The organism is Vibrio sp. vnigr-6D03, assembly GCF_002835515.1.
GTDB classification, from domain to species: domain Bacteria; phylum Pseudomonadota; class Gammaproteobacteria; order Enterobacterales; family Vibrionaceae; genus Vibrio; species Vibrio penaeicida.
The window spans coordinates 113,589-134,251 of the sequence record NZ_PIZL01000002.1 but is presented as its reverse complement, the minus strand read 5'-3'; the positions used below and the strand labels follow the sequence as shown (position 1 = coordinate 134,251).

Annotated in this window: 17 protein-coding genes and 1 tRNA gene; 7 read left to right on the top strand and 11 right to left on the bottom strand. The window is 43.7% G+C overall.

Annotation, left to right across the window (positions count from 1 at the left end):
- Nucleotides 1-7 precede the first annotated feature (7 nt).
- Nucleotides 8-3,010, top strand: coding sequence for an efflux RND transporter permease subunit (locus CW749_RS03845; RefSeq protein ID WP_101110729.1), 3,003 nt, complete (start codon nucleotides 8-10; stop codon nucleotides 3,008-3,010).
- 89 nt (nucleotides 3,011-3,099) lie between these two features.
- Here the strand turns inward: CW749_RS03845 and CW749_RS03840 are convergent, their stop codons facing one another.
- The gene (locus tag CW749_RS03840) at nucleotides 3,100-4,995 is read right to left on the bottom strand and encodes a methyl-accepting chemotaxis protein (protein ID WP_101110728.1); all 1,896 of its coding nucleotides are present in this window, start codon (nucleotides 4,993-4,995) and stop codon (nucleotides 3,100-3,102) included.
- A 354-nt stretch (nucleotides 4,996-5,349) separates the two neighbouring features.
- Here CW749_RS03840 and ushA point away from each other — a divergent pair, with 354 nt between their 5' ends.
- Nucleotides 5,350-7,005, top strand: coding sequence for a bifunctional UDP-sugar hydrolase/5'-nucleotidase UshA (ushA, locus tag CW749_RS03835; RefSeq protein ID WP_101110727.1), 1,656 nt, complete (start codon nucleotides 5,350-5,352; stop codon nucleotides 7,003-7,005).
- 73 nt (nucleotides 7,006-7,078) lie between these two features.
- The gene (ybaK, locus tag CW749_RS03830) at nucleotides 7,079-7,552 is read left to right on the top strand and encodes a Cys-tRNA(Pro) deacylase (protein WP_101110874.1); all 474 of its coding nucleotides are present in this window, start codon (nucleotides 7,079-7,081) and stop codon (nucleotides 7,550-7,552) included.
- Nucleotides 7,553-7,748: 196 nt separating this feature from the next.
- On the opposite strand, the gene CW749_RS03825 is transcribed toward ybaK, so the two are convergent.
- Nucleotides 7,749-7,825 (bottom strand) — tRNA-Pro (locus CW749_RS03825).
- A gap of 259 nt (nucleotides 7,826-8,084) precedes the next feature.
- On the opposite strand from CW749_RS03825, the gene CW749_RS03820 reads away from it, so the two are divergent.
- The 3 genes from CW749_RS03820 to rluF all read left to right on the top strand — a co-directional run bounded on the left by CW749_RS03820 (nucleotide 8,085) and on the right by rluF (nucleotide 10,073).
- Complete coding sequence (locus CW749_RS03820; RefSeq protein ID WP_101110726.1) at nucleotides 8,085-8,225, top strand: DUF3149 domain-containing protein; 141 nt, start codon at nucleotides 8,085-8,087, stop codon at nucleotides 8,223-8,225.
- Between the two features lie 136 nt (nucleotides 8,226-8,361).
- Nucleotides 8,362-8,943, top strand: coding sequence for a DNA endonuclease SmrA (gene smrA / locus CW749_RS03815; RefSeq protein ID WP_101110725.1), 582 nt, complete (start codon nucleotides 8,362-8,364; stop codon nucleotides 8,941-8,943).
- 77 nt (nucleotides 8,944-9,020) lie between these two features.
- The gene (rluF, locus tag CW749_RS03810; RefSeq protein ID WP_101110724.1) at nucleotides 9,021-10,073 is read left to right on the top strand and encodes a 23S rRNA pseudouridine(2604) synthase RluF; all 1,053 of its coding nucleotides are present in this window, start codon (nucleotides 9,021-9,023) and stop codon (nucleotides 10,071-10,073) included.
- 133 nt (nucleotides 10,074-10,206) lie between these two features.
- On the opposite strand, the gene CW749_RS03805 is transcribed toward rluF, so the two are convergent.
- Both CW749_RS03805 and CW749_RS03800 read right to left on the bottom strand, forming a co-directional pair.
- Complete coding sequence (locus tag CW749_RS03805; protein WP_101110723.1) at nucleotides 10,207-11,079, bottom strand: TraB/GumN family protein; 873 nt, start codon at nucleotides 11,077-11,079, stop codon at nucleotides 10,207-10,209.
- 189 nt (nucleotides 11,080-11,268) lie between these two features.
- Nucleotides 11,269-11,838 (bottom strand): outer membrane beta-barrel protein, encoded by a 570-nt coding sequence (locus tag CW749_RS03800; protein ID WP_101110722.1) that lies wholly within the window; start codon nucleotides 11,836-11,838, stop codon nucleotides 11,269-11,271.
- A gap of 734 nt (nucleotides 11,839-12,572) precedes the next feature.
- Between CW749_RS03800 and CW749_RS03795 the strand changes: the two genes are divergently transcribed.
- Nucleotides 12,573-13,220: an oligogalacturonate-specific porin KdgM family protein gene (locus CW749_RS03795; protein ID WP_101110721.1), complete on the top strand. Its 648-nt coding sequence runs from the start codon at nucleotides 12,573-12,575 to the stop codon at nucleotides 13,218-13,220.
- 93 nt (nucleotides 13,221-13,313) lie between these two features.
- Here CW749_RS03795 and thiD read toward each other — a convergent pair whose 3' ends face one another.
- The 7 genes from thiD to CW749_RS03760 form a co-directional block, all read right to left on the bottom strand.
- Nucleotides 13,314-14,123 carry a bifunctional hydroxymethylpyrimidine kinase/phosphomethylpyrimidine kinase gene (gene thiD, locus CW749_RS03790; protein WP_101110720.1) on the bottom strand — a complete coding sequence of 270 codons (810 nt, stop codon included), beginning with the start codon at nucleotides 14,121-14,123 and terminating at the stop codon, nucleotides 13,314-13,316.
- 146 nt (nucleotides 14,124-14,269) lie between these two features.
- Nucleotides 14,270-15,343: a GNAT family N-acetyltransferase gene (locus CW749_RS03785; RefSeq protein ID WP_101110719.1), complete on the bottom strand. Its 1,074-nt coding sequence runs from the start codon at nucleotides 15,341-15,343 to the stop codon at nucleotides 14,270-14,272.
- The gene (locus CW749_RS03780; protein WP_101110718.1) at nucleotides 15,340-16,482 is read right to left on the bottom strand and encodes a carboxylate--amine ligase; all 1,143 of its coding nucleotides are present in this window, start codon (nucleotides 16,480-16,482) and stop codon (nucleotides 15,340-15,342) included. The genes CW749_RS03785 and CW749_RS03780 overlap by 4 nt, the downstream gene beginning before the upstream one ends.
- Complete coding sequence (locus CW749_RS03775) at nucleotides 16,472-17,731, bottom strand: F390 synthetase-related protein (protein WP_101110717.1); 1,260 nt, start codon at nucleotides 17,729-17,731, stop codon at nucleotides 16,472-16,474. The genes CW749_RS03780 and CW749_RS03775 overlap by 11 nt, the downstream gene beginning before the upstream one ends.
- Nucleotides 17,728-18,591, bottom strand: coding sequence for an MBL fold metallo-hydrolase (locus tag CW749_RS03770; protein WP_101110716.1), 864 nt, complete (start codon nucleotides 18,589-18,591; stop codon nucleotides 17,728-17,730). The genes CW749_RS03775 and CW749_RS03770 overlap by 4 nt, the downstream gene beginning before the upstream one ends.
- Entirely contained in the window at nucleotides 18,560-19,570 is a 1,011-nt protein-coding gene (locus CW749_RS03765; protein ID WP_101110715.1) for an NAD(P)-dependent oxidoreductase, read from the bottom strand. The genes CW749_RS03770 and CW749_RS03765 overlap by 32 nt, the downstream gene beginning before the upstream one ends.
- Complete coding sequence (locus CW749_RS03760) at nucleotides 19,567-20,562, bottom strand: ketoacyl-ACP synthase III (protein ID WP_101110714.1); 996 nt, start codon at nucleotides 20,560-20,562, stop codon at nucleotides 19,567-19,569. Before CW749_RS03760 ends, CW749_RS03765 begins: the two co-directional genes overlap by 4 nt.
- Nucleotides 20,563-20,663 lie beyond the last annotated feature (101 nt).

The following is a 20,663-nucleotide window of genomic DNA, read 5'->3' as shown; positions in this document are numbered from 1 at the left end:
GTCAGTCATGAATTCTATTATTAGCTATTTTGCTTCTCGACCAATGGTCGCGAGAGTGTTAACCATTATGGTTTTGTTGGTGGGTATTGGCTCCGCCAGTATTGTTAAGCTTCAGGAGTTACCTGATGTAGCTTTTGCTGAGGTAAGTATAACAACACACTACCCAGGGGCGTCTGCACAAGATGTTGAGTTGAACATCACTAATCGAATCGAGAAAGAGTTGAGAACGGTGCAAGGCGTTCGAAAATTTACTTCTTCATCCGTTGAAGGGACATCGCTTATCACTCTAGAACTCGATGACAGTGGTAAGGATTTGAGTAAGGTTGTGAACGATATCCAACAAGCGGTGGATCGCACCAGCGGGTTGCCTAAAGACATTTCCAATCCGCCTCTGGTGGAGCAAGACAGCACTTCCTCTTTTGAAGTACTTCGATTCGGCGTAGTAACAGATAGGCCATATCACGAGTTACAGCCTTATGTCAGAAGTTTAGAAAAACATCTTCGTACGCTTCCGGGTATTGGCTCCATTAGTATGACCAGCTTTAGAGAACGTGAATTTTGGATTGAGATAGATCCGATAAGAGCCGACAGGTACAAACTGAGCTTTGAACAAGTGATTGCCGCGGTGAAAAATCGGAATTTATCTCGGTCTGGTGGGGTCGTGGAGTCTTGGAACAGTGAGCAGCGCATCGTAACGCTTACGCAAATTCAATCTGTACAGGAGTTGGAGCAGACTATTGTGGCTACATTACCCGCTGGCGAGATTGTTCGAGTAAAAGATGTCGCCAACGTTAAAGATGATTTTGAAAGAAGCACGCAAACCAGCGTGATCAATGGTCAAGAAGGTATTTTGTTTGCCGTAACCAAGAGTGCGCATGCCGATATCCGTTCGACGATATCCAATGTCTTATCACATTTAGAGAAAGAACAAATCCGAACTGATGGAGCGTTTCAGTTCCCAGTCGCGCTAAACTTGGCTGACGATATGGCCACTAAGTTTTCTATCGTATCTGTTAATGGTGGCATCGGACTGGTGCTGGTGCTTATAGTACTAAGCCTGTTGTTAAGGCGTCAGGTAGCATTTTGGGTGTCTGTTTCCATACCATTTTGCGTACTTGGGGTTGTTATCATGTTGCCTGCATTTGGTATGAATTTAGACAGCATTACGTTAGCTGCAATGTTGTTGGTGATTGGTATCATAGTCGACGATTCAGTCATTGTTGCTGAGAGCATATACAGCGAAAAGCAGAAAGGAAAAAGTGGGTTTAAAGCCGCTGTATCGGGCACTCAGAAAGTCATTAAGCCCATTATTGCGAGTTTAACCACAACGGCACTGGTTTTTATCCCCATGTTCTTTATTCCGGGGACTCTGGGTAAAGCGGTTGTTGTTATCCCTATTACAGTCATAACTGCGCTTATATTTTCATTGGCTGAGTGTACCTTTACTTTGCCTGCACATTTGTCGTCTGCTTTAGATAAAAATGATTTCAACAAAAACGAGAAAGACACATTTAATGCGGTTATATCTAAGTACCAACAAGCGTTGATATATAGCCTTTCTCATAAAAAAGTGGTCCTAGGTTTAGCGCTGATTGCGTTAGCTGGCGGGAGTTTCTTGGTGACAACGATGAAGTTGGATTTCTTTCCTTCTCAAGCCGCAAAATACATTGAGGTCTATACAGAAGTTGCCCCAGGAACGCCTAGCGATAAGGTGCGTGAAAGTCATCTAGCGCTAGAGAAAGCCATTCAAAACTTGCCTGCAACGGAACTGAAAAGCTATCAACTTACCTTTGGATCACCTGTGAGCTCAGGTCAGATTAATTTGACTGACTTTGAAAACAGAGAGAGAACCGCGAATGAAATCAGTGATGCGCTTCAACTTGCCGTTTCCAACGACAGCCGTCTGAGATTTGTTAAATTCAAAGTTGATGCGGGCGGACCGCCTCCCGGGGAGCCTGTTGAAATTCGAATCATAGGTAATAACCATGAAGAAAGAGATCGCGCAGTTAAGCTGGTCCAAGGTTGGATGGATCAGCATCAAGGATTGGGAAGTGTCGTAAACAGTGAAGGTTTGAAAGACATCCAATTAAAGATAGTACCTCAACACGAGTGGCTAGCAAGATACAATCTAACAGTCGCTGATTTGGCGAGGGCGTTACGAATTGCTTTTGATGGTGAGCAAGTCACATCGACTTGGTTAGGCGATGAGGAAGTAAACCTTCGAGTGATTTTGGTGAAAGAGTATCGAAATCTGGAAAAACTCAGCACAACAAAAATTTATACTTCGGCTGGTGAACAAGTGCCATTAAGCCGTTTAGCCAGTGTTGTTCAGGTACAAGCGCCAAGAGAGATCCTTCATTATAATGGCGACAGGCAAGTCGTGGTTACGGCACAAATCATCGACGAAAACTTAACGCCTGATGCGATTTCCTCCAGTATTTCTGAAGCGTTGTCGGAAAAAGTTGGGGCATCAATAAAGTTAGATATTGGAGGAGAAGCGGAATCTACCGGTGAAACTTTTGATGGGATCTTGATTGCGTTTCCAGCGGCGCTCTTAGGCATTTATTTTGTCTTGGTTATCATGTTTGGTTCGATGCTCCAACCATTGTTAGTTATGTCGGTTATACCGTTTGCATTGGTTGCGTCTCTTATGGCGTTGCTGGTTCATTTTCAAGATATCTCGCTTTTTGCGTTAATAGGGGCATTGGGAATGATGGGGGTTGTAGTGAACAACACCTTAGTTCTGATAAATCAGATCAACGTGCTGCGTAACCAAGGGTATTCAAGTCAAGACGCGGTACTTGAAGGCGCGAGTAGCCGACTAAGACCGATATTGCTTACATCAATTACGACGGTTGCTGGTCTTATCCCGCTTGCATACGGGCTCGGCGGAACAGACGTTTATATGGGACCAATGTCGTTAACATTGGGGTATGGTTTACTGTTTTCCCTTCCTGTTGTTTTGTTTGTTGTACCTTGTTTGTACATGGCATGCTTTGGGAGAAAGTAACAGCGCAGTAATCCTCAAACGATGAAACATAAAAAAAACGGGCTTTCAACGCCCGTTTTTGTATTTACTGTCCTTGTGCTTTTACAGATCTAAAGCTTGAATCGAGACACTTCTTGGTAGAGTTCACCAGAAATACTGTTCAGTTCTGAAGCTTGTGCACTTGCATCTTGCGCTTGCTCAGCAAGAGCCTGAGAAACGTCTTTTACTTCGTTGGTGTTACGAGTAATTTCTTCAGTCACCAAAGATTGCTCTTCTGCTGCTGCCGCAATTTGGCTTGCCATGTCGTTGATCATATTGGCGGATTGAGTAATACGTTGAAGGCTTTCCGATGCAATACGAGCATCAGTGACGGCTTTCTCTGCATTATTCTGGCTGGTTTGCATAGAGGATACTGCACGCTGCGTCGTACTTTGAAGCGTATCAATGTTGCGGTTGATTTCGCCGGTCGCATCGTGAGTTCGCTGGCTTAACACTCGAACTTCGTCTGCAACTACCGCAAAACCGCGGCCTTGTTCACCAGCACGCGCTGCTTCGATAGCAGCATTCAATGCCAATAGGTTCGTTTGCTCTGCGATTTCCTGAATCGTCGACAAAATGCCACTAATTTCCTGCGCATGCATTTCAAGCTCTTGGATAACAGAAGTCGCATCGCTGATGTCTGAAGCAAGAGAAAGAATCGATTCTTGGCTGTTGAGTACCTCTCGTTCACCTTGATTAGAGATCTCAACAGTTGCAGCCCCTTCTCTAGCTGTGTTTTCTGCATTGCTGGCAATTTCTTGTGTGGCGCTCGACATCTCGGTTACTGCCGTCGCTACCATATTGATTTCTTGTTGCTGGTGGTCAATGCGGTGGGCATTCTCATCGGCGTGTCGAGAAGTGATATCAGCTTGGCTCGATAACTGAGTGGAGTAGTTGTGAATGTTCGATACGAGCAAATGCATTTTTTCTGTAAATCGATTGAAGTTCGCAGCAAGCTGGCCAACTTCGTCATTCGATTGAATGGTAATTCGTTGCGTTAGGTCGCCATCACCTTCCGATATTTCTTCCAGTGCTTTACTGACTTGAGTAAGCCCTTTCAACTGGAATGAGACCATCCACCAGATAACGAAAAGCACGATCAACGCGACTATGATACCAGTAAAAATCAATTGTTTAAGAAGAGCGTCGTGGTTGGCTTCTTCCGTTGCACGGTCCATTTCCAATGCAAAAATCCAATCACTGTTCGGCACTGAAGCAAAGTAAAGAAGCTTCTCTTTACCGCCGCGAATCGATATCTCAATTCGATTCTCATCCGATGCAGAACGAATCGCAGTGTTAGAGAGCTTTGGAGCGTAGCGGTTAAAAGGCGTCATCAGTAACGACTCTTGAGGGTGAGATAAGATTGTTCCCTCTTTGTTAAGCATCATAGCGAACGCATTGTCGCCCACTTGGTAGCTGTTGAGGTTTTTTTGAATCGACCTCAGCTTAAGGTCCGCACCTAAGATACCAATCATTTGGCCGTTAGCGTACACCGGGGTCGATATCGTTAACATGGTATGGCCTTGTTGAGCACCAACATACGGTTTCGATACTACGGTTTTACGTTGGTTAGAAGCTTGCTTAAACCAGTCGCGACCACGAGCATCAAACTCAGGGTAGGGGGTGGATGTGCCAGCAAGATAAACGTCGCCGTTCATTTGCGCGAAAAATACTTCATCGAATCTGCCTGCTTTTTTCGCCTGAGGTAATGCCACAATGGCTTCTTCTAGCGAATTAACGGTAGCGGCGGCATCTACTACATCCTTGTGAGACACCAACCAATACTCCAGAGATTCGACAGCGGTATTCGATAAGCTAATCGCACGGCTATAAACACCATGGCGAGTTTGCTCAAAAAGAATAGATGAAGCACGCCACGTTAAAATGGAGGTGATTATTGCAATGCAAACCAGTACGGATAGCGTAATTTTAACTTTAAGGGATAAATTTTTTGCTGAAGTAATCATAACTGCCTAGTAGGAATATGAGGTGTATTTATAGTATTTCGTGCGGAAAGTAACCTGATTGCCTTGTGAATACAAGACTAGAAAGGATATATATACACGCTAATTGATTATCTCACAGGTAATCGTTTGCTTGTGATCTTGATAAGTAATGACGTGTAAGCACGGTGCTTTGTTACACTTTTGAATTTCAATTAAGGTGATCGAATCGTCATAAACATGAAATGAATGTGGTGGTTTACTTAGGTTAATTTAAACTTGTTCATGTTTTTAGAAGATCTTGCAGTAATATTGCTTGATTTTGCATCAGATTCTGATGCCGGTGGAACCCTACTAAATTAGATTAAGGTTGTAATAATGAAGGAACGCCTAAGTTTGAAAGCTGCGATAGGTGCAGCGTTACTTGCGACTCTAACTGGTTGTGCGACAGCACCAGCTTGGGAAGAAGATACAACGTACAAGCTTACAGTTTTGCATACCAATGACCATCACGGTCGTTTTTGGCAGAACAAATACGGTGAGTACGGTATGGCTGCTCGTAAGACGCTGATCGACGAGCTGCGCACTGAGATTCGCGCTGAAGGTGGAAGCGTACTGCTACTTTCTGGCGGTGACATCAACACTGGTGTTCCTGAATCTGACCTTCAAGATGCTGAACCAGATTTCAAAGGCATGAAAATGCTTGGTTACGATGCAATGGCATTGGGTAACCACGAATTCGATAATTCACTTGATGTATTAGAAAAGCAGATCAAATGGGGCGGGTTCCCTATGCTTTCTGCCAATATTTACGACAAAGTAACGGGCGAGCGTAAATATCAGGCTTATCATATTTTTGAGAAGCAAGGCATCAAGATTGCGGTTATCGGTCTAACGACAGAAGATACGGCGAAAATTGGTAACCCTGAGTTCATCAGCAGCCTAGATTTCCGTGATCCAAAAGTAGAAGCGAAAAAGCTAATTGCTGAACTAGAGAAGTCTGAAAAGCCTGATCTTATCTTCGCGGTTACACACATGGGTCACTATGAAGACGGTAAGCGTGGCATTAACGCTCCTGGTGATGTTGCGTTGGCTCGTTACTTAGATGAAGGTTCTTTGGACATGATCGTAGGTGGTCACTCTCAAGAGCCTGTTTGTATGGAAGGTCCAAACGTTGCGAAGAAGAAGTTCAAACCTTCTGACGAATGTAAGCCAGATCAGCAAAACGGCACATGGATTGTTCAAGCTCACGAGTGGGGTAAATACGTAGGTCGCGCTGATTTTGAATTCACAAATGGTGAACTTCAAATGGTCAGCTACGATTTGATTCCTGTTAACTTGAAGAAGAAAATCAAAGTTGACGGCAAGAAGAAGCGTGTCCTAATTGAAGATGAAATCGCACAAGATCCTGCAGTACTCGCATTCCTTAAGCCATACCAAGAAAAAGGTCAGGCAGAACTAAACGTTAAGATTGCAGAAACCAACGGCAAGCTGGAAGGTGACCGTAACGTTGTACGCTTCAATCAGACTAACCTTGGTCGTTTGATTGCGACAGCACACATGCAGCGTGCTAAAGCGGACTTTGCGGTAATGAACTCTGGTGGTGTTCGTGATTCAATTGAGCAAGGTGAGGTCACGTACAAAGACGTACTTACTGTTCAGCCATTTGCCAACATTCTAACTTACACCGACATGTCTGGTGCTGAAGTATTGGATTACCTAAACGTTGTAGCAACTAAGCCTGTTGATTCTGGTGCTTATGCACAGTTCGCTGGCATTTCTATGACCGTTGCTAACGGCAAAGTAAGCAATGTAAAAGTGGGTGGGAAAGCTCTAGACAAAGCGAAAACTTACCGCTTTACCGTTCCTAGCTACAACGCAGCAGGCGGCGACGGCTATCCTAAGCTGTCTGGTCACCCTGGCCACGTAAACACAGGTTTTGTTGATGCGGAAGTTCTGAAGGACTACCTAGAAAGCAACAGCCCAATCAACGTGAATGCGTATGAGCCAAAAGGCGAAATGGTATACAAGTAATTGACCCATAGTGGAAATTACGATTTGATAAAGGCGAAGCGAATGCTTCGCCTTTTTTATGGAAATCGAACGTATGACACCAGCCATCAACTTAGCGAAAAAGAAAAACGTCCCTCATAAGGTCCATCAGTACAAACACGACCCAAGTAACCAGAACTATGGGCTTGAAGCCGTTGAGGCTTTGGGGCAGAACCCGGAGTGTGTTTTCAAAACGTTATTGTTTAGCCTCGATGGACAAGATAAAAACTTGGCGGTTGCCGTTATACCTGTTGCAAGTAAATTGAATCTAAAACTCGCAGCCAAAGCGGCGAAGAGTAAAAAAGCGGATATGGCGGATCCAAGCATTGCTCAGAAGACTACTGGTTACATTGTGGGAGGCATTAGCCCAATCGGACAAAAGAAGGCACTACCAACCTTTATTCATTCCTCTGCACTCGCTTTAGAGCTGATGTGCGTGAGTGCAGGAAAGCGTGGGTTGGAAATAGAGCTCACGCCTGAAGATCTAGCCAAACTAACACGCGCTCAATTCGTCGACCTTTGCATGTAAACACGATTCTTTCGGTGTTCGACGCAGATAAATAGATCACCCAAAAGATAAACCTCGTTCGAAGACGACGCTTTAAAATGTGTTTGGTGAAAGAGGATTCGACGCGGCTGGGCTTCCAGACCTCGACCCACATGTGACGCAGATATATAGGTCGCTAAAACGAAAAAACCTCGTCCGAAGACGAGGTTTTAAAATGTGGTCGGTGAAGAGGGATTCGAACCCCCGACCCTCTGGTCCCAAACCAGATGCGCTACCAAGCTGCGCTATTCACCGATTCTTTATATCTCAAGGCTTTGCCTCAAGACGGATGCGTATAATACGGTTTCTGACGACAGACGCAAGCACTTTTATCAATAAATTTTAACTTATTGACTGTGTGGTTAGATGGTGAGCGATTATAAGTTAAGTGTGATTAAAAACACACCAAAAGAAACAAAATCGTCACGTCGGTATTACTGTTGATCTAGATCAGTACTGAGTAATCCATCGAGTATTAACGTTAACCTTGTCTTTCAGCACTGACGGAGGAAATATGGACTTTTGGCTAGATCTCCTATTTGGTAATGCTATAGGGCTGTCTTCAATGATAGTTATATTCGGCGCAATTGGACTGATGCTGTTTTTCGGCACCTACTTCGTCTATAAAGTATTGAATGACAAATCTCCTCACTAGATCGCTTAGCAATTAACTAAATTGCACCGAAGGGAGTGGACTGCTTTCTTCGGTTTTTCTTTTTCTAACACTCCATATTCCCATCACTTGAGTATATAATCCGTTCATCTGTTGATGATGCATTCGAGATGAACTTATGTCTCAAGATGATGAGCTGGATCTCTTTCAGCAAATGATGAGTGATGTCACTCCTATCAAAAACGACACGGCCATTCACGAGAAAAAACACCAAGTGACCGATGCGCAACTTGCAAAGCGTGAAGCTGCGATGTCTCTATCAGAGGATGACCCCGAATATTTGTCTTTAGATCATGCGCCTATGCTAAAGCCAGATGACATGGTCGAATACCAAAAACCGGGTGTTCAGGATGGAGTTTATCGAAAGTTAAGGCTTGGGAAATACCCGATTCAAGCGCGACTAGACTTGCACAAGAAATCGCTGAAAGATGCGCGAGATGAAGTGGTTAAGTTTCTTAAACAGTGTCAGCGATTGGATATTAGAACACTTGTGATTGTTCATGGTAAAGGTGAGCGATCTAATCCTCCGGCATTGATGAAAAGCTATGTGGTGAGTTGGTTATCCCAAATCCAAGAAGTAATGTGTTTTCATAGCGCGCAACGATTCCATGGCGGAACAGGTGCGGTGTATGTCATGTTGAAAAAAAGTGCAGAAAAAAAGCTCGAAAATCGAGAGCGTCATCAGAAACGAATGAGCTAATTTTTAAGGCGGAAATCCCGCTGGTTCACACCGATTGTCATCCGTTGTGAAACGTTAACAAAAGAGAAAATATCTATATGTCTCAGACATCTGAAGCCAAAAGGCTAAACAAATTCATTAGTGAAACTGGGTATTGCTCGCGCCGTGAAGCCGACAAATTAATCGAGCAGGGTAGAGTGACCATTAATGGTGAACTGCCTGAAATGGGTGTGAAGGTATTGCCAACAGACGACGTGCTGATCGACGGAAATCCTTTAAGGCAAAAAGAAAAGCCAATCTACATTGCGCTTAACAAACCCACGGGGATCACCTGCACAACAGAACGTCACGTTGAAGGCAACATTGTTGACTTTGTTGGTCATAGAAAACGCATATTCCCAATTGGTCGTTTAGACAAACCTTCCGATGGACTGATCTTCCTGACCAACGATGGCGATATTGTTAATAAGATCTTACGTGCAGGAAATTCCCACGAGAAAGAATACGTTGTACGAGTGGATAAACCGATCACTCAAGAGTTTCTCGACAAAATGGGCAGTGGCGTCGAAATTTTAGATACAGTTACGCTTCCTTGCAAAATCTCTAAGGAAACAAAATTCTCCTTTAGAATTGTTCTAACTCAAGGGCTTAACCGCCAAATTCGACGTATGTGTGAAGCGTTGGGCTTTGAAGTATTTAAACTGCGCCGTGTTCGAATTATGAACATTTCGCTTGATGGCATCCCTAATGGTAAGTGGCGTTACTTAACCGACGAAGAAGTAGCAGACATTCATCGTTTGTGTGAATCATCGGTTGGAACAGAAGAAGCATCTCGCGCAGACAGTAGCGGTAAAAAGATTGAGAAAGCGACGGATGCGAAGTTGTTCGATCATCGCCAAAAAGAACAAGCAGAGCCTAAAAAGTTCAAGACCTTTAAAGGCAAAGGTACCGATTTTAATCGCCGACCAAGTAAAGGTGGAGAAGGAAACACTGCTAGGAATAACGACGGTACTGGTAGTCAGAGCGGGAATAATAAAGGTGGCAGTAATAGCGGCAACCATGGTCAGAAGAACCGAAGACCAGAATCCAACGCTGGTGGTAAAAGCCGTCCATTTAAAGTCAGAAAACCGAGTGGAAAAACTCTGGGCTAAGTTAACCTGAATTTAGAATGAGTTAGGGTTAACGATTCAGATTCTGATACAACAAAGGAAGACACTGTCTTCCTTTGTTTGTTTATGCGCTAAACGTTTTATCATTGATTTCTAATAGGTTTATTCCGTTTCTCTAGCACTTTACCTTTGATGAATCGGAAAGCTGATGCACTTTCCACCCTTTCTGCTCAAGGAGCTCAAGTACATTGTGTTTCCCAAGTAAATGTAACGTACCCACCACCACCGTATAATTACCTGTCGCTTGTAACCATTCTGGATTATTAAATCTCTCTACCCAGTTTCGGTTGCGTTGATACAGCAAGGTTTCCAGTGCCTCTTCTTCAAAATCCCCTTCTTCGAGCAGTTGAAGGAGCTTACTTTTATCCCCCGATTTCCAAGCTGAGATTTGACAATGGAATTCGTCGTTATACTTATCCCAATGCAGTAATGTTTCTACGAGCAACTGTGATCCGTTATTAGGGAGTGCATTGAGAAAACCAAGTTGCTGATTTGCTGTTTCTAATGCTTTAACAGGAACATTGTATTCTAACGCTTGGTTGGTCAGAACATGATCAACGCCATCATTTGCGGCATAACCTAAGCGTTGGAAATTAGCCATTTGAAGGGTTAAAGCGGCCAGCCAAGGTGGGGAATTCTGCAATCGAGAATCGGGTAAGCCAAGTTCTTTGGCGATAGCAGTGAGTTTTGACGATTGTTCTTTGCTCAGAATGTCGCTGGTCGAAAGTTCAGACGTCGGGAAACTGAGTGATTCTGGCGGGTGGCTTAAATCAATTTCAACAATCAAAGCTTTACTGTCACTCAAAAAGCGATTCACCATCTTAGGCAGCGGATACATACTTTTATCGCCAACATGGATAGAACCCAGTATTAAAAGAGTTTGCTCGCCTTTTTGTGCTTTCCAGTAAAGCGGCTCTTGAGCTATTGAAGTTAACGGGAAAACAAGAAGCAAAGCCAATGCAATACGCAAGGCAGAAGACAAAGACATAGAAAGTTCCTGACGTTGATTATCGATATATACAGAAAGTGGGGTATGGCATGTTTCGATAAATGCTCGTCTTTACTATGAGTATGTATCTTATGAAGTTTTGTTGTACCCCATAGTAAAACCCCACCGGATATCGTATTCCAATGGGGAGAGAAATGACAGAAGCGCTGTCACTAAATTAGGGATTACTTAGAATTTGTAGCCGATACCCGCATACAGAGAAGTGGATTCAGCAACAACTTTTTTAGCACCAGCTTTAATCGTAAACTGCTCCATGATGTCGTAACCAATTTCTGCTCCGAAGGTAAGACCAAAGCCATCAGTAAATGGCTTTTGCGACACTTTATAGGTTTTGCCTAGAATTTTTGTCGATGCTTCTACGGTACCATTTGCACTTACATACGCTGCACCCACTGGTGTTGCCAGATAGAGGTTACCTAGGTATAGCTTTGGCTTAAGGTTGAAGTTGATTGCTGAAACATTAATCTCAGAGGATGCTTTAATCCCAGAGAAGTTTGCATTGTATTCCACTCCACCTTGCTTAAAGTACTCAACCTCTGCACCCAATGCGAACAGGTCGCTAGTACGAGCTTCATATCCACCTTGCACAGCGAAACCCATGCCTTTACTTTTCGCTTTGAAGCTAGAAATGTTGTTGTAGTTGCTGTTAACCACATCGGCGCCAAAATAAAAGCTGCCTTCCGCGAACGCTGTCGCTGAAACCGCCGATAGCAGGATAGAAATCGCAATCTTTTTCATAGTTTTCCTCAGTCACTCTTATGTTTTGTAACTTGTGTATTTTTAGACGCGAGTAAGCTTAATTTCGGTAGGTATATTCTGCTAATGAACTTGTTAAACGAACGGTGTTTTTTATTTAGTTGAATGGAATCTTCTATTTGCCTCAGGTGTTTGAAGTTTAGTGATGAACGTTTAATTAAGCTGAGTCAATCAAGTGAATCTACAGTAGATAGAGATCAATAGGCGACAACGAAGCTTTATCCTTAAGCTTGTTCATAGAACCAAATTTTAAAAAGTAGTAAAAATACCAATTCACCTGTGTTGCTTTCCATTCTTTTTCTCTACGTAACTTAAATTTTCGCTTCCATTAGTGAGTTATTTTGTGTGATCTGGATCTTCTTTATTACCTAAAAATACCTGATTCTGTTGATGCACTCCTACTGCTTATGTGATCAAGGTCAGTGTTGATCACTACTATGCCGCATGGAATGTGATGTGATACAAAATGCATGTTATAAATGAGCTTGATAACTTTTTATTTTTAGTGTTTAACATGCTGAATAATAATGTTTTTTAGGTTTTTATAACCTTTGATTTTGATGGTGATCACTATTTAATTGGTTTTGTTTTGCGCTCCGAAAAATATCTGTAATGATTTGAATCGAGCCAGGGAGGCACTAAAAAGAATTCAACTGGATTGCGTATTCTTCGACCAAAACGGATTCAGTGCAGATTAACAAAGATAGGTAATTAAAATGAAAAAAGTATTCACTCTTTCGGCTCTAGCAGCGGTCATGTCTACCAGCGCTTTCGCAGATTCTTCTTACGTAACGGGTAACGCTCAATTCCACAGCGATGATATCCATGGTTCAAAAGCGACTTCTACTCTAGAAGCAGGTCACACGTTCGATTCTGGTACCACGCTTTTGGTTGAGTACGATGGTATCCCAGTAGGTAAGTTAACGGGTGATGCTGCTCCAACACCTTACATCACACTTGGTGCAGAGCAAATGTTTAGCATCAACGATAACCTTTGGGTTGCTGCGGGTTACCATCACTTGCTCAACAATGGTGAAACGGTTCAGTACCGTCCATTAGTTAAAATTGGCTACAACTTCGATAACGGTCTTTCTTTGAGCAACCGTACTCGTTACCACTCAGTAAAAGATGGCGACAATCAAACACGTTTCGACAACCGTATTGGTTACACGTTGAATGAAGATGTTGCATTGTCTTACAACAACGTATACGTGGTTAACTCTGCAGAAGGTTCAGACAACTCAATGGATCACGAGCTTCGTGCGACATGGACTCGTAAAGGTGTACAACCTTACTTTGAGTTCCGCAACCAAGGCGATAATGCTAACAACGCATTCGTATTTGGTGCCTCTTACGGTTTCTAATTACCCGTAACCTTTTCTAAGTCCGTAATTGCCCGCTGTCCTAGCGGGCTTTTTTTGCTCAGTATTTTCAATGCAAGATCTTCACATATCAACTTAATCAGTATAGAAGTGATGAACAGGTCCTGAGCCCGTGCCTACTTCTAATTCATCGGAATGAGCGATGGCTTTTGTAATGTAATGTTTTGCCATACTAACGGCTCTTTCCAAGGCATGCCCTTGTGCTAGATAAGATGCGATGGCCGAGGATAATGTGCAGCCTGTGCCGTGCGTATTGCTAGTTGAATGACGTTTTGCGCTGTATCGAAATACTCTTTCGGGGGTTATCAATAGATCTGTGCTGCTTTCATCTTCTTTTAAGTGGCCTCCTTTCAATAGCGTATTACGTGCGCCAGAGAGTTTTAAAGCATCGGCTAAGGCCAACATTTCGTCTTCATTTGAAGGGAATTCAGTCTTCGTTAGAAACACGGCTTCTGGAAGGTTTGGTGTAATCAAGGTAGCTAATGGAAACAGTTCTTTCTTTAGTGCATCAACCGCTTTGCTTTCCAATAATGTGTCGCCGCTGGTGGCGACCATAACAGGATCGACGACAAGAAATTTAGGTTTGTACGCTCTAAGTTGGTCAGCAACGGCATAAATGATGTCTTTGTTACTGAGCATGCCTACTTTTACCGCAACGACGTTTAGGTCGGAAAAAACAGCATCTAACTGCTGCGCAACAAATTCAGCAGGTACAGAATGCACACTAGAAACACCGTGCGTATTTTGCGCTGTCAGCGCCGTAACAACGGAACATGCGTAGCTCCCAGTTACCGAGATGGTTTTGATGTCGGCTTGAATTCCGGCACCACCACTGCTGTCTGAACCGGCGATAGTGAGCACGATGGGTGTGGCTGGTTTGAACATGGTGACTCCTATAAAGAGATCAATGCACAACTGAACTGACGAATTTAGTGCATTCACCAATATAAATCGGAAGGGTTAAAAGTGAATAGGGGGTTAACTCACAAGTTGGATAAATGGCGTTGTCTTTTTAATGCCGGTTACGTCAGCTACAAGCGATATTTTTGTAACAGAGGTTTGTAGAAGGTTTGCGTTAAAACGGATAGCAATCGCCAAATACAGCGTTGAAACCATGTTAGGTGTTTAGTGTAGACGTAGCTGTATTCAATTTCTGGCTTTGCACCTCTATGTGTTTTGAAGCGCGGGGCGCCAGAACTCATATTGAAGTTGAGGCCATGTGCCTTGGCGTATTCTATGGTGAAAATGGACAAACGGCGATACAAGGCTAATTTAGGGGAAAGCGATGTGTCGTACCCAAAAATAGGGCAGGTCATGTCTCCATCAATAATAACCATCCCAAGCGCTGCAACTATTCTTCCTTGGTAAAAAAGCCCGCGTAGCTGAATGAGATCTTCTTGACTCATTCGGTACAGATATTGGGCAGTAAATTGGATATTGTGCTCGCTGTACTTATCTAAATATAAGGCATCATAAAGGGTTTTAGCCCGTTCACATTCTTGCTTAGATTCAAGTGCTCTAAATTCCCAACCAGCCTCTATAAGTAACTTTTTGTCTCTTTTTATGTCGGGTGTAAGTTTGAAATTATCCCAATCGCAGTGCAAATAAACTTGCCTAGTGGCGATTGGTACCCAACCGTCGTTCATTGCATTCTCAATAATACTGAGATGTTGAAATGGATTGAGTGATCGCAGTAAAAGGGCTTGTCTCGGCGCAAGCTTTAACGCAGCATCGCGAATTTTTTGAAGCGATATGGTGCGCCAAGATGAACTGTACATATTGGTCGATAAGCACTGGTTGTTTAGCGTTTGAACGTCATCTAACTTGGCAAGCTTTAAGGGGGTAACTACGGCTTTGATCATGAACCGACATAGTATTTGAGCAAACGCGTTTTTTACTTTTGGAAGCTCATCTTCCGCATAACCAGAAATAAGCGACAAAGGAGAGACCGCATAGCAGTTATTCGCTATAGGTTGGCTAACTGTGCTCGGAATGACAACGCCGTCTATTTCTAAACGTGCGAACTCAGCCCAACACTTGTCTATTGGCGCTTCATTGGGGAGCAGGTTTGAGAACTTTCTGTGCCAGTCATTCGAGCTATTCATTCAGATTCGCCATTCCACTCTATGTCGAAGGTTGTCGCTGCTGATAGGCTTAGATCCTGCTTTTTTGCGTTGTAGAGAAGCTCCATGAATCCAAGTGCTGTGCCATACACAGTGATGGGCACTTGAGAAACAGGAATGGCTGAGGGGGTGTTTAGAAAATCACTCCAGCTTTTTTTGTTGAACAATGATTTCAACCCATCACAAATCAACATTACCCCACCTAAATGTTTTGCACTCACTTTTGGGCAATTCAACGCTGATGTTCTCTTTGAGGTGAATTCATCTTTGTTCCACAAAAGAAGATCCCCAATAAGGTGTAAACCGCTGGTTGCTCTCGGGTTGCACTCAATCGCATAGATATCACCGTTATGTTCCATGAAATCAAACGAGACTTGTCCATGGTAGTTGTGCTGGATGCCAAACGTTTCGATAAACCGAGAAACTATGGCATCTTCCGTGGGCTCGAAATAGGTCGCAGCGGAATGATTTAAGCAATATTTGGGTAAGTAACATTGATGTTCGATAAGTTTTCCATGCTCAAAAACCGCGTAAAGACATAGAGGTGCTCCCGACAGTTTTTGCTGCTGTACCCAAGGATATTGCTTGGATACCTCAATCGAAGAGATCGCTTCAATGCTAATATCACGGATGATGTCTGTTCCAAAGCGCGAATAAATCGGTTTAAGAATTGAATTGGAATCGATATCGATTTGCTTTTTGTCGGTGATCAATTGGGTAGTAGGGAGCTTTACACTAGGCAGGTTTTCCAGCAAACCCAAAACGTCTTTCTTGTTGTGCAGTGCATAAAGTAAGTCGGGCGGAGGCATAAAGCCATTCACATTTGGTCGCTCATTGATGAATTTGGCCAAGTAAAACACTTCTTCACAAGTTGGGATCACCACTTGAATATCAAAGTGGTCAATGGCTTCCAAAATAGCCGCGCGATACCCACTAAAATCGGTTTTTGGAGCGGGGGTTTTAATGTAACCGGATACGCCTTTGGTGTATCGAGCTAGCGGAAATCGTGTGCAATCCGTAAGGTAAACTTGATGCCCTTGTTTGAGTAACGTTTGAGCCCACTCAAAGGCGACAGGTGCACGTGCCCCTGTTACAAGAAAACGCATTGGATTATTTTGCATACAGATTGATCACACGTCTTTGCTTGTTAGAAGGGGTCCACTCTGGTGCGTGACCAAATTCAATGGTTACGTCATCTAACTGCAGTGATTTAAATAGACCCATTAATGCCGCTTTTATTTTGTGATGCCATTGAGGCAGTGCTTCGACTGTTAACTCATTGAGATCGGTTTGAACAATTCGGTAGTCGACCCGATCTGCGATGGTTAATGTGATGGCCCGATAGATAAGATCTGGCAGGACATGTGCCGGAAATTGGTTTCGAGTAAGCAAAAGTTTATCCCCGCACCGCCCTGCTATCGATCCAATAGGCTCGAATACGCCATCATCATCTTTTGCTTCAATAATATCGTCCAGTTGGTAGCGAATAACAGGCTGAGTTCGTCGCCTAAAATCGGTAATGATAGGGCTATAGTGGGTTCTTTCTTGGTTGAGCCAATGCTTTTCGATATGAACAATGTCTTGGTTCCAGCGCATTTGTTCATGGTTATCGGTGCAAGCCAGAAACCCTTCTGTGCACTGATACACTTCATGAAGCTCACCTTTGAATCTCTCTTGAATGAAATATTTATCAGCTGGGGTTAACACCTCTGCGCCTGAAATAATGCGTTGAGGTGAGATGGCTGGGGATCCAAAACTGCCGCTGAATTCGGCACAAAGCTGCAAGGCTTGTGCACTTCCAATGAGCAATGTGGGCTGGAAATCATCCAATGCTTTTATCCACTTGTGAGTGGGCTTCATCAGGTCTGCAAAAAAGAACTGGATAGGTCCCCGGTTAACGGTGGTATAAAGTGGGCTATTTGCTCGCAGCGCTAAGGCGACTCGGTGTTTTTGCCAAACATTGGGTAACAGCTTGCCAAGGATATTGCCTGCCCACATTTGTCTTTCTTTGCTGTCAGCAAGAAAGAGCCCGCGTTGCCCTGAAGTGCCAGAAGACAGGCCAACCGTTACATCTCCAACACGAGATTCACTAAATTGGCGTGTCGATTCACAAGTGAGCGCTCGCTCCATCAATTCCTCACCATCCAACCCTCGCGTATTGATTCGTGAAAGATTCTCCATCATGAAGGATTTATTGATAATGGGAAACGCTTCCAATGGGAGCCCTTTAAGCCCACGGTATAATGGGGAATGCTCACATACCCAGTCTAAGTGCGTCTGAATTTGCTGCTGTTGCCACGCATTTACTTGCTCGCGAGAATGAAAGCGTGAATAGCGCGCTTTGATAAAATGATTCAATAGGGTGATCATGACATCCACCCTTTTTCTTTTAATCGGTCAATAGTGTTGGAGCAATGTGAAGGCACAAATTCAACTATGTGATTTAGTTGTTGGTAACACTTACGGAGCTCGTTCAGTGTTCGTTTATACGCGCCAACATCGTCACACAGCATATTGGCTAACCAGTGTTGATTGACGTTCTCAGACAAACTCTCAATAAGCCAGCAAGCATCAGCCAACAAGAAAACCCAGTTATTACTGAGTTTTGCCAATAACCCTACTTGCCCAGCAGCATGCCCTGGAAGATAAACTAAGAACAGCAACCCATCGCCAAATAAATCTTGGCATTGAAGATCAATCTCGTTTGCTTCAGGTAATACATCGCCTATTGGCTGGGTGATGTTTGAATGGGTACGAATGTTACTTCTTACCGAGTCAGGAAGAAGCTTTTTTAAATAGCCTTTACGGACACCGCCCACTCGGCTTGACTGAGTCAGTGCGTTTAAACCATCGGGGTGGCAATGAATCTCGGCGTCGTCGAACTCGCAAATTGCAGCAATGTGGTCGGCATGAAAATGCGACAACACCACATGCTTGATGTCAGTCTTACTTATGCCTTCCTTGTGTAGTTGCTCTAAAATACCGTCACCGTGATGAAAATGACAAGGTGTCGTCCACGCGTAAAAACGTTCTGGGAATGGGCGAGTTCGTTGAAAAAACGCCTCGTGGTAACCCGTATCAAAGAGCATGTAGCCCTGCGTAGGGTGATGGATAGCGGCAACCGCAGCAGGAAAGGCTCTGGGTTTTATGCCACTACCGGGCTTAACTACAAAACCTGGGTGAACGCAGTGCCCACCTTCAAACAGTTTGATTTTTAGACCAGATGACATAACGCTGAATCCCTTCTTCTATTGATACCTGTGGTTTGTAGCCAAGCAATTCTTTCGCTCGGCTAATATCCAAGGTTTGGTGGTAGTGGAATAACCCAGCAGAATAACGCGTTATTTTTGGCTCTGGTCTACTAGGCAACTTTGTTCTTATCCACTCATTAGCGGTTAAAATAGGTAAAAGCCATGAATACGGAAGCCCTTTTATGTTGACGCTGGTATTGCTTCCTTGGTGACTTGAGCTTTGTTGAAATAGGCTGTGTAGAATATCCAAAACGGGTTTTGGTTCGTCGTTACTGATATTCAAGATGGAACCCGATTCAACATTCTTGGCATTCTTGCAAGCCAGAATGGCGGCATCAGCGACGTTATCCACATAAGTAAGATCCAGAATAGGGTTCCGACTAGAAGGCATAAGCAGCGTATTTCCTCGAATTGCCTTCATGATTCTAGGCACAATAGCTCGATCATTGGGGCCAAAAATTCCACGTGGTCTTAAGATGATACTTTTAAGGTCGGTAGGCGCTGATTGTACTAATTGTTCGGCTTGATATTTTGTTTTGGCGTAGTCGTTGCAAAACGGATTGGCGACAGGGTCTGATTCTTTTATTGCCCAGCGATCGCTTTCATCAAAATACACGCTGGTGGTGGAAATATGAATGAAGGTTTTGACCTTTTCTTTTAAAGCCGCATCGAGCAGGTTTTGAGTGCCCAAAACGTTGGCTTGGTAAAAATCATCATAGCTGCCCCATGGGCTTGAAAGCGCGGCACAATGAATGATGGCATCGACACCATGACAGGCTTGGCGCAACATTTCTTTATCCGACAAATCGCCGAGGTAAGCCGACGTGTTGTAGTTCTCTTCGAGTGAAGCGGCAATCTTCGGGTTTCTTCCTAAAAATCGTAGGGCGTGTTTTTTGTGGTACAAGCGGATAATGGCGTTACCAAGCATACCCGTCCCACCCGTGACTAAAATCTTCATAGTGTGATGACCCCCATTCCAAGAGACAAACCAGCCGCCGATCCAGCCATGAGTACCTTCTTATCGCTACCCGCGTATTTGTTTCGCAGTAGGTGGAGGTTAATAGGAAGTGACGCGGCCACTTGGTTTCCTAGCTCATGGAAATTATTAACGATTTTTTCTGCGTCGAATCCCGTTAATTTGGGCAGTTTTACCATCCCATGGTAGCTGGCTTGATGTGGTAGGAAGAAGGCAATATCGTTTTTGGTTAACTCTGCCCGAGCCAAGCCGCGTTGTAGAAATTTAGGCATGACATTCACAATATGGCGAAATAGAGATTTACCATCCATTTCAAACTGGCAAGCAGCTAGGTAATCCTCGTAAGGGGTTTTATGTGGGTTCACATTACTGCCGCCGCCTTTAATTTGACAGCATTGATAACCCTCATGATGAGTTTCAAACAGCGCTCCGTGAAAACCATAGGCGTCAGGCTTGGCTTCTAACAAATAAGCCGCCGCGCCATCGGAAAACAAAGTTGCTACCTCTGGTCTTGGTTTTTTGAATTTATTCAAAGTAATACCAGAACCCAGTTCACTTGAAACAATCAAAACTCGCTGGTGGCGATTGGCTTTAAATAAGCAATTTGCCAGATCAAGTGCAGATAAAAACGATAAACACGTGCTGTTTACATCGAAACTGGCTAAGGAGGAAGGTGCTTGTAATTGCGACAGTACGGCTGCGGCATCGTAAGGAAGTGATTGGTGGTGGGTACCGCTGGCATAAATAAGAAGGTCAATATCGTTAAGCGAAATGTCTGCCTTTTCTAAGCAGCCTTTAACGGCTTTAGTTGCCATAAAAAGAGCGCTTTCTTCACCTGAGGCTATGTAACGTTTACCGACAGCGTATTTGCTTCTACAGGTTCCTTTTTCTAATCCAAGGTAAAGGTCAAAATCATCTCCATTCCAAGGGTATTGGGGGAGATACACATCACTAGAGAGAATCCTAAAAGCCATTTTGTCGTCCAACTATCCATTTGTTGATTTTTTAATACTAATAAAACAGTGTTCAAAATGAAAGTGATTAAAAGACTTAAATTATCATTAGAGACAACAGC

What these genes read in the sequence shown, in the direction of transcription:
- CW749_RS03845 (WP_101110729.1), top strand. Translation starts at nt 8, where the DNA reads ATGAATTCTATTATTAGCTATTTTGCTTCTCGACCAATGGTCGCGAGA.
- CW749_RS03780 (WP_101110718.1), bottom strand. Translation starts at nt 16,482, where the DNA reads ATGCAAAATAATCCAATGCGTTTTCTTGTAACAGGGGCACGTGCACCT.
- CW749_RS03770 (WP_101110716.1), bottom strand. Translation starts at nt 18,591, where the DNA reads ATGTCATCTGGTCTAAAAATCAAACTGTTTGAAGGTGGGCACTGCGTT.
- thiD (WP_101110720.1), bottom strand. Translation starts at nt 14,123, where the DNA reads ATGTTCAAACCAGCCACACCCATCGTGCTCACTATCGCCGGTTCAGAC.
- CW749_RS03775 (WP_101110717.1), bottom strand. Translation starts at nt 17,731, where the DNA reads ATGATCACCCTATTGAATCATTTTATCAAAGCGCGCTATTCACGCTTT.
- rluF (WP_101110724.1), top strand. Translation starts at nt 9,021, where the DNA reads ATGTCTCAGACATCTGAAGCCAAAAGGCTAAACAAATTCATTAGTGAA.
- CW749_RS03795 (WP_101110721.1), top strand. Translation starts at nt 12,573, where the DNA reads ATGAAAAAAGTATTCACTCTTTCGGCTCTAGCAGCGGTCATGTCTACC.
- ushA (WP_101110727.1), top strand. Translation starts at nt 5,350, where the DNA reads ATGAAGGAACGCCTAAGTTTGAAAGCTGCGATAGGTGCAGCGTTACTT.
- CW749_RS03820 (WP_101110726.1), top strand. Translation starts at nt 8,085, where the DNA reads ATGGACTTTTGGCTAGATCTCCTATTTGGTAATGCTATAGGGCTGTCT.
- CW749_RS03840 (WP_101110728.1), bottom strand. Translation starts at nt 4,995, where the DNA reads ATGATTACTTCAGCAAAAAATTTATCCCTTAAAGTTAAAATTACGCTA.
- CW749_RS03800 (WP_101110722.1), bottom strand. Translation starts at nt 11,838, where the DNA reads ATGAAAAAGATTGCGATTTCTATCCTGCTATCGGCGGTTTCAGCGACA.
- CW749_RS03760 (WP_101110714.1), bottom strand. Translation starts at nt 20,562, where the DNA reads ATGGCTTTTAGGATTCTCTCTAGTGATGTGTATCTCCCCCAATACCCT.
- CW749_RS03765 (WP_101110715.1), bottom strand. Translation starts at nt 19,570, where the DNA reads ATGAAGATTTTAGTCACGGGTGGGACGGGTATGCTTGGTAACGCCATT.
- CW749_RS03805 (WP_101110723.1), bottom strand. Translation starts at nt 11,079, where the DNA reads ATGTCTTTGTCTTCTGCCTTGCGTATTGCATTGGCTTTGCTTCTTGTT.
- CW749_RS03785 (WP_101110719.1), bottom strand. Translation starts at nt 15,343, where the DNA reads ATGAATAGCTCGAATGACTGGCACAGAAAGTTCTCAAACCTGCTCCCC.
- ybaK (WP_101110874.1), top strand. Translation starts at nt 7,079, where the DNA reads ATGACACCAGCCATCAACTTAGCGAAAAAGAAAAACGTCCCTCATAAG.
- smrA (WP_101110725.1), top strand. Translation starts at nt 8,362, where the DNA reads ATGTCTCAAGATGATGAGCTGGATCTCTTTCAGCAAATGATGAGTGAT.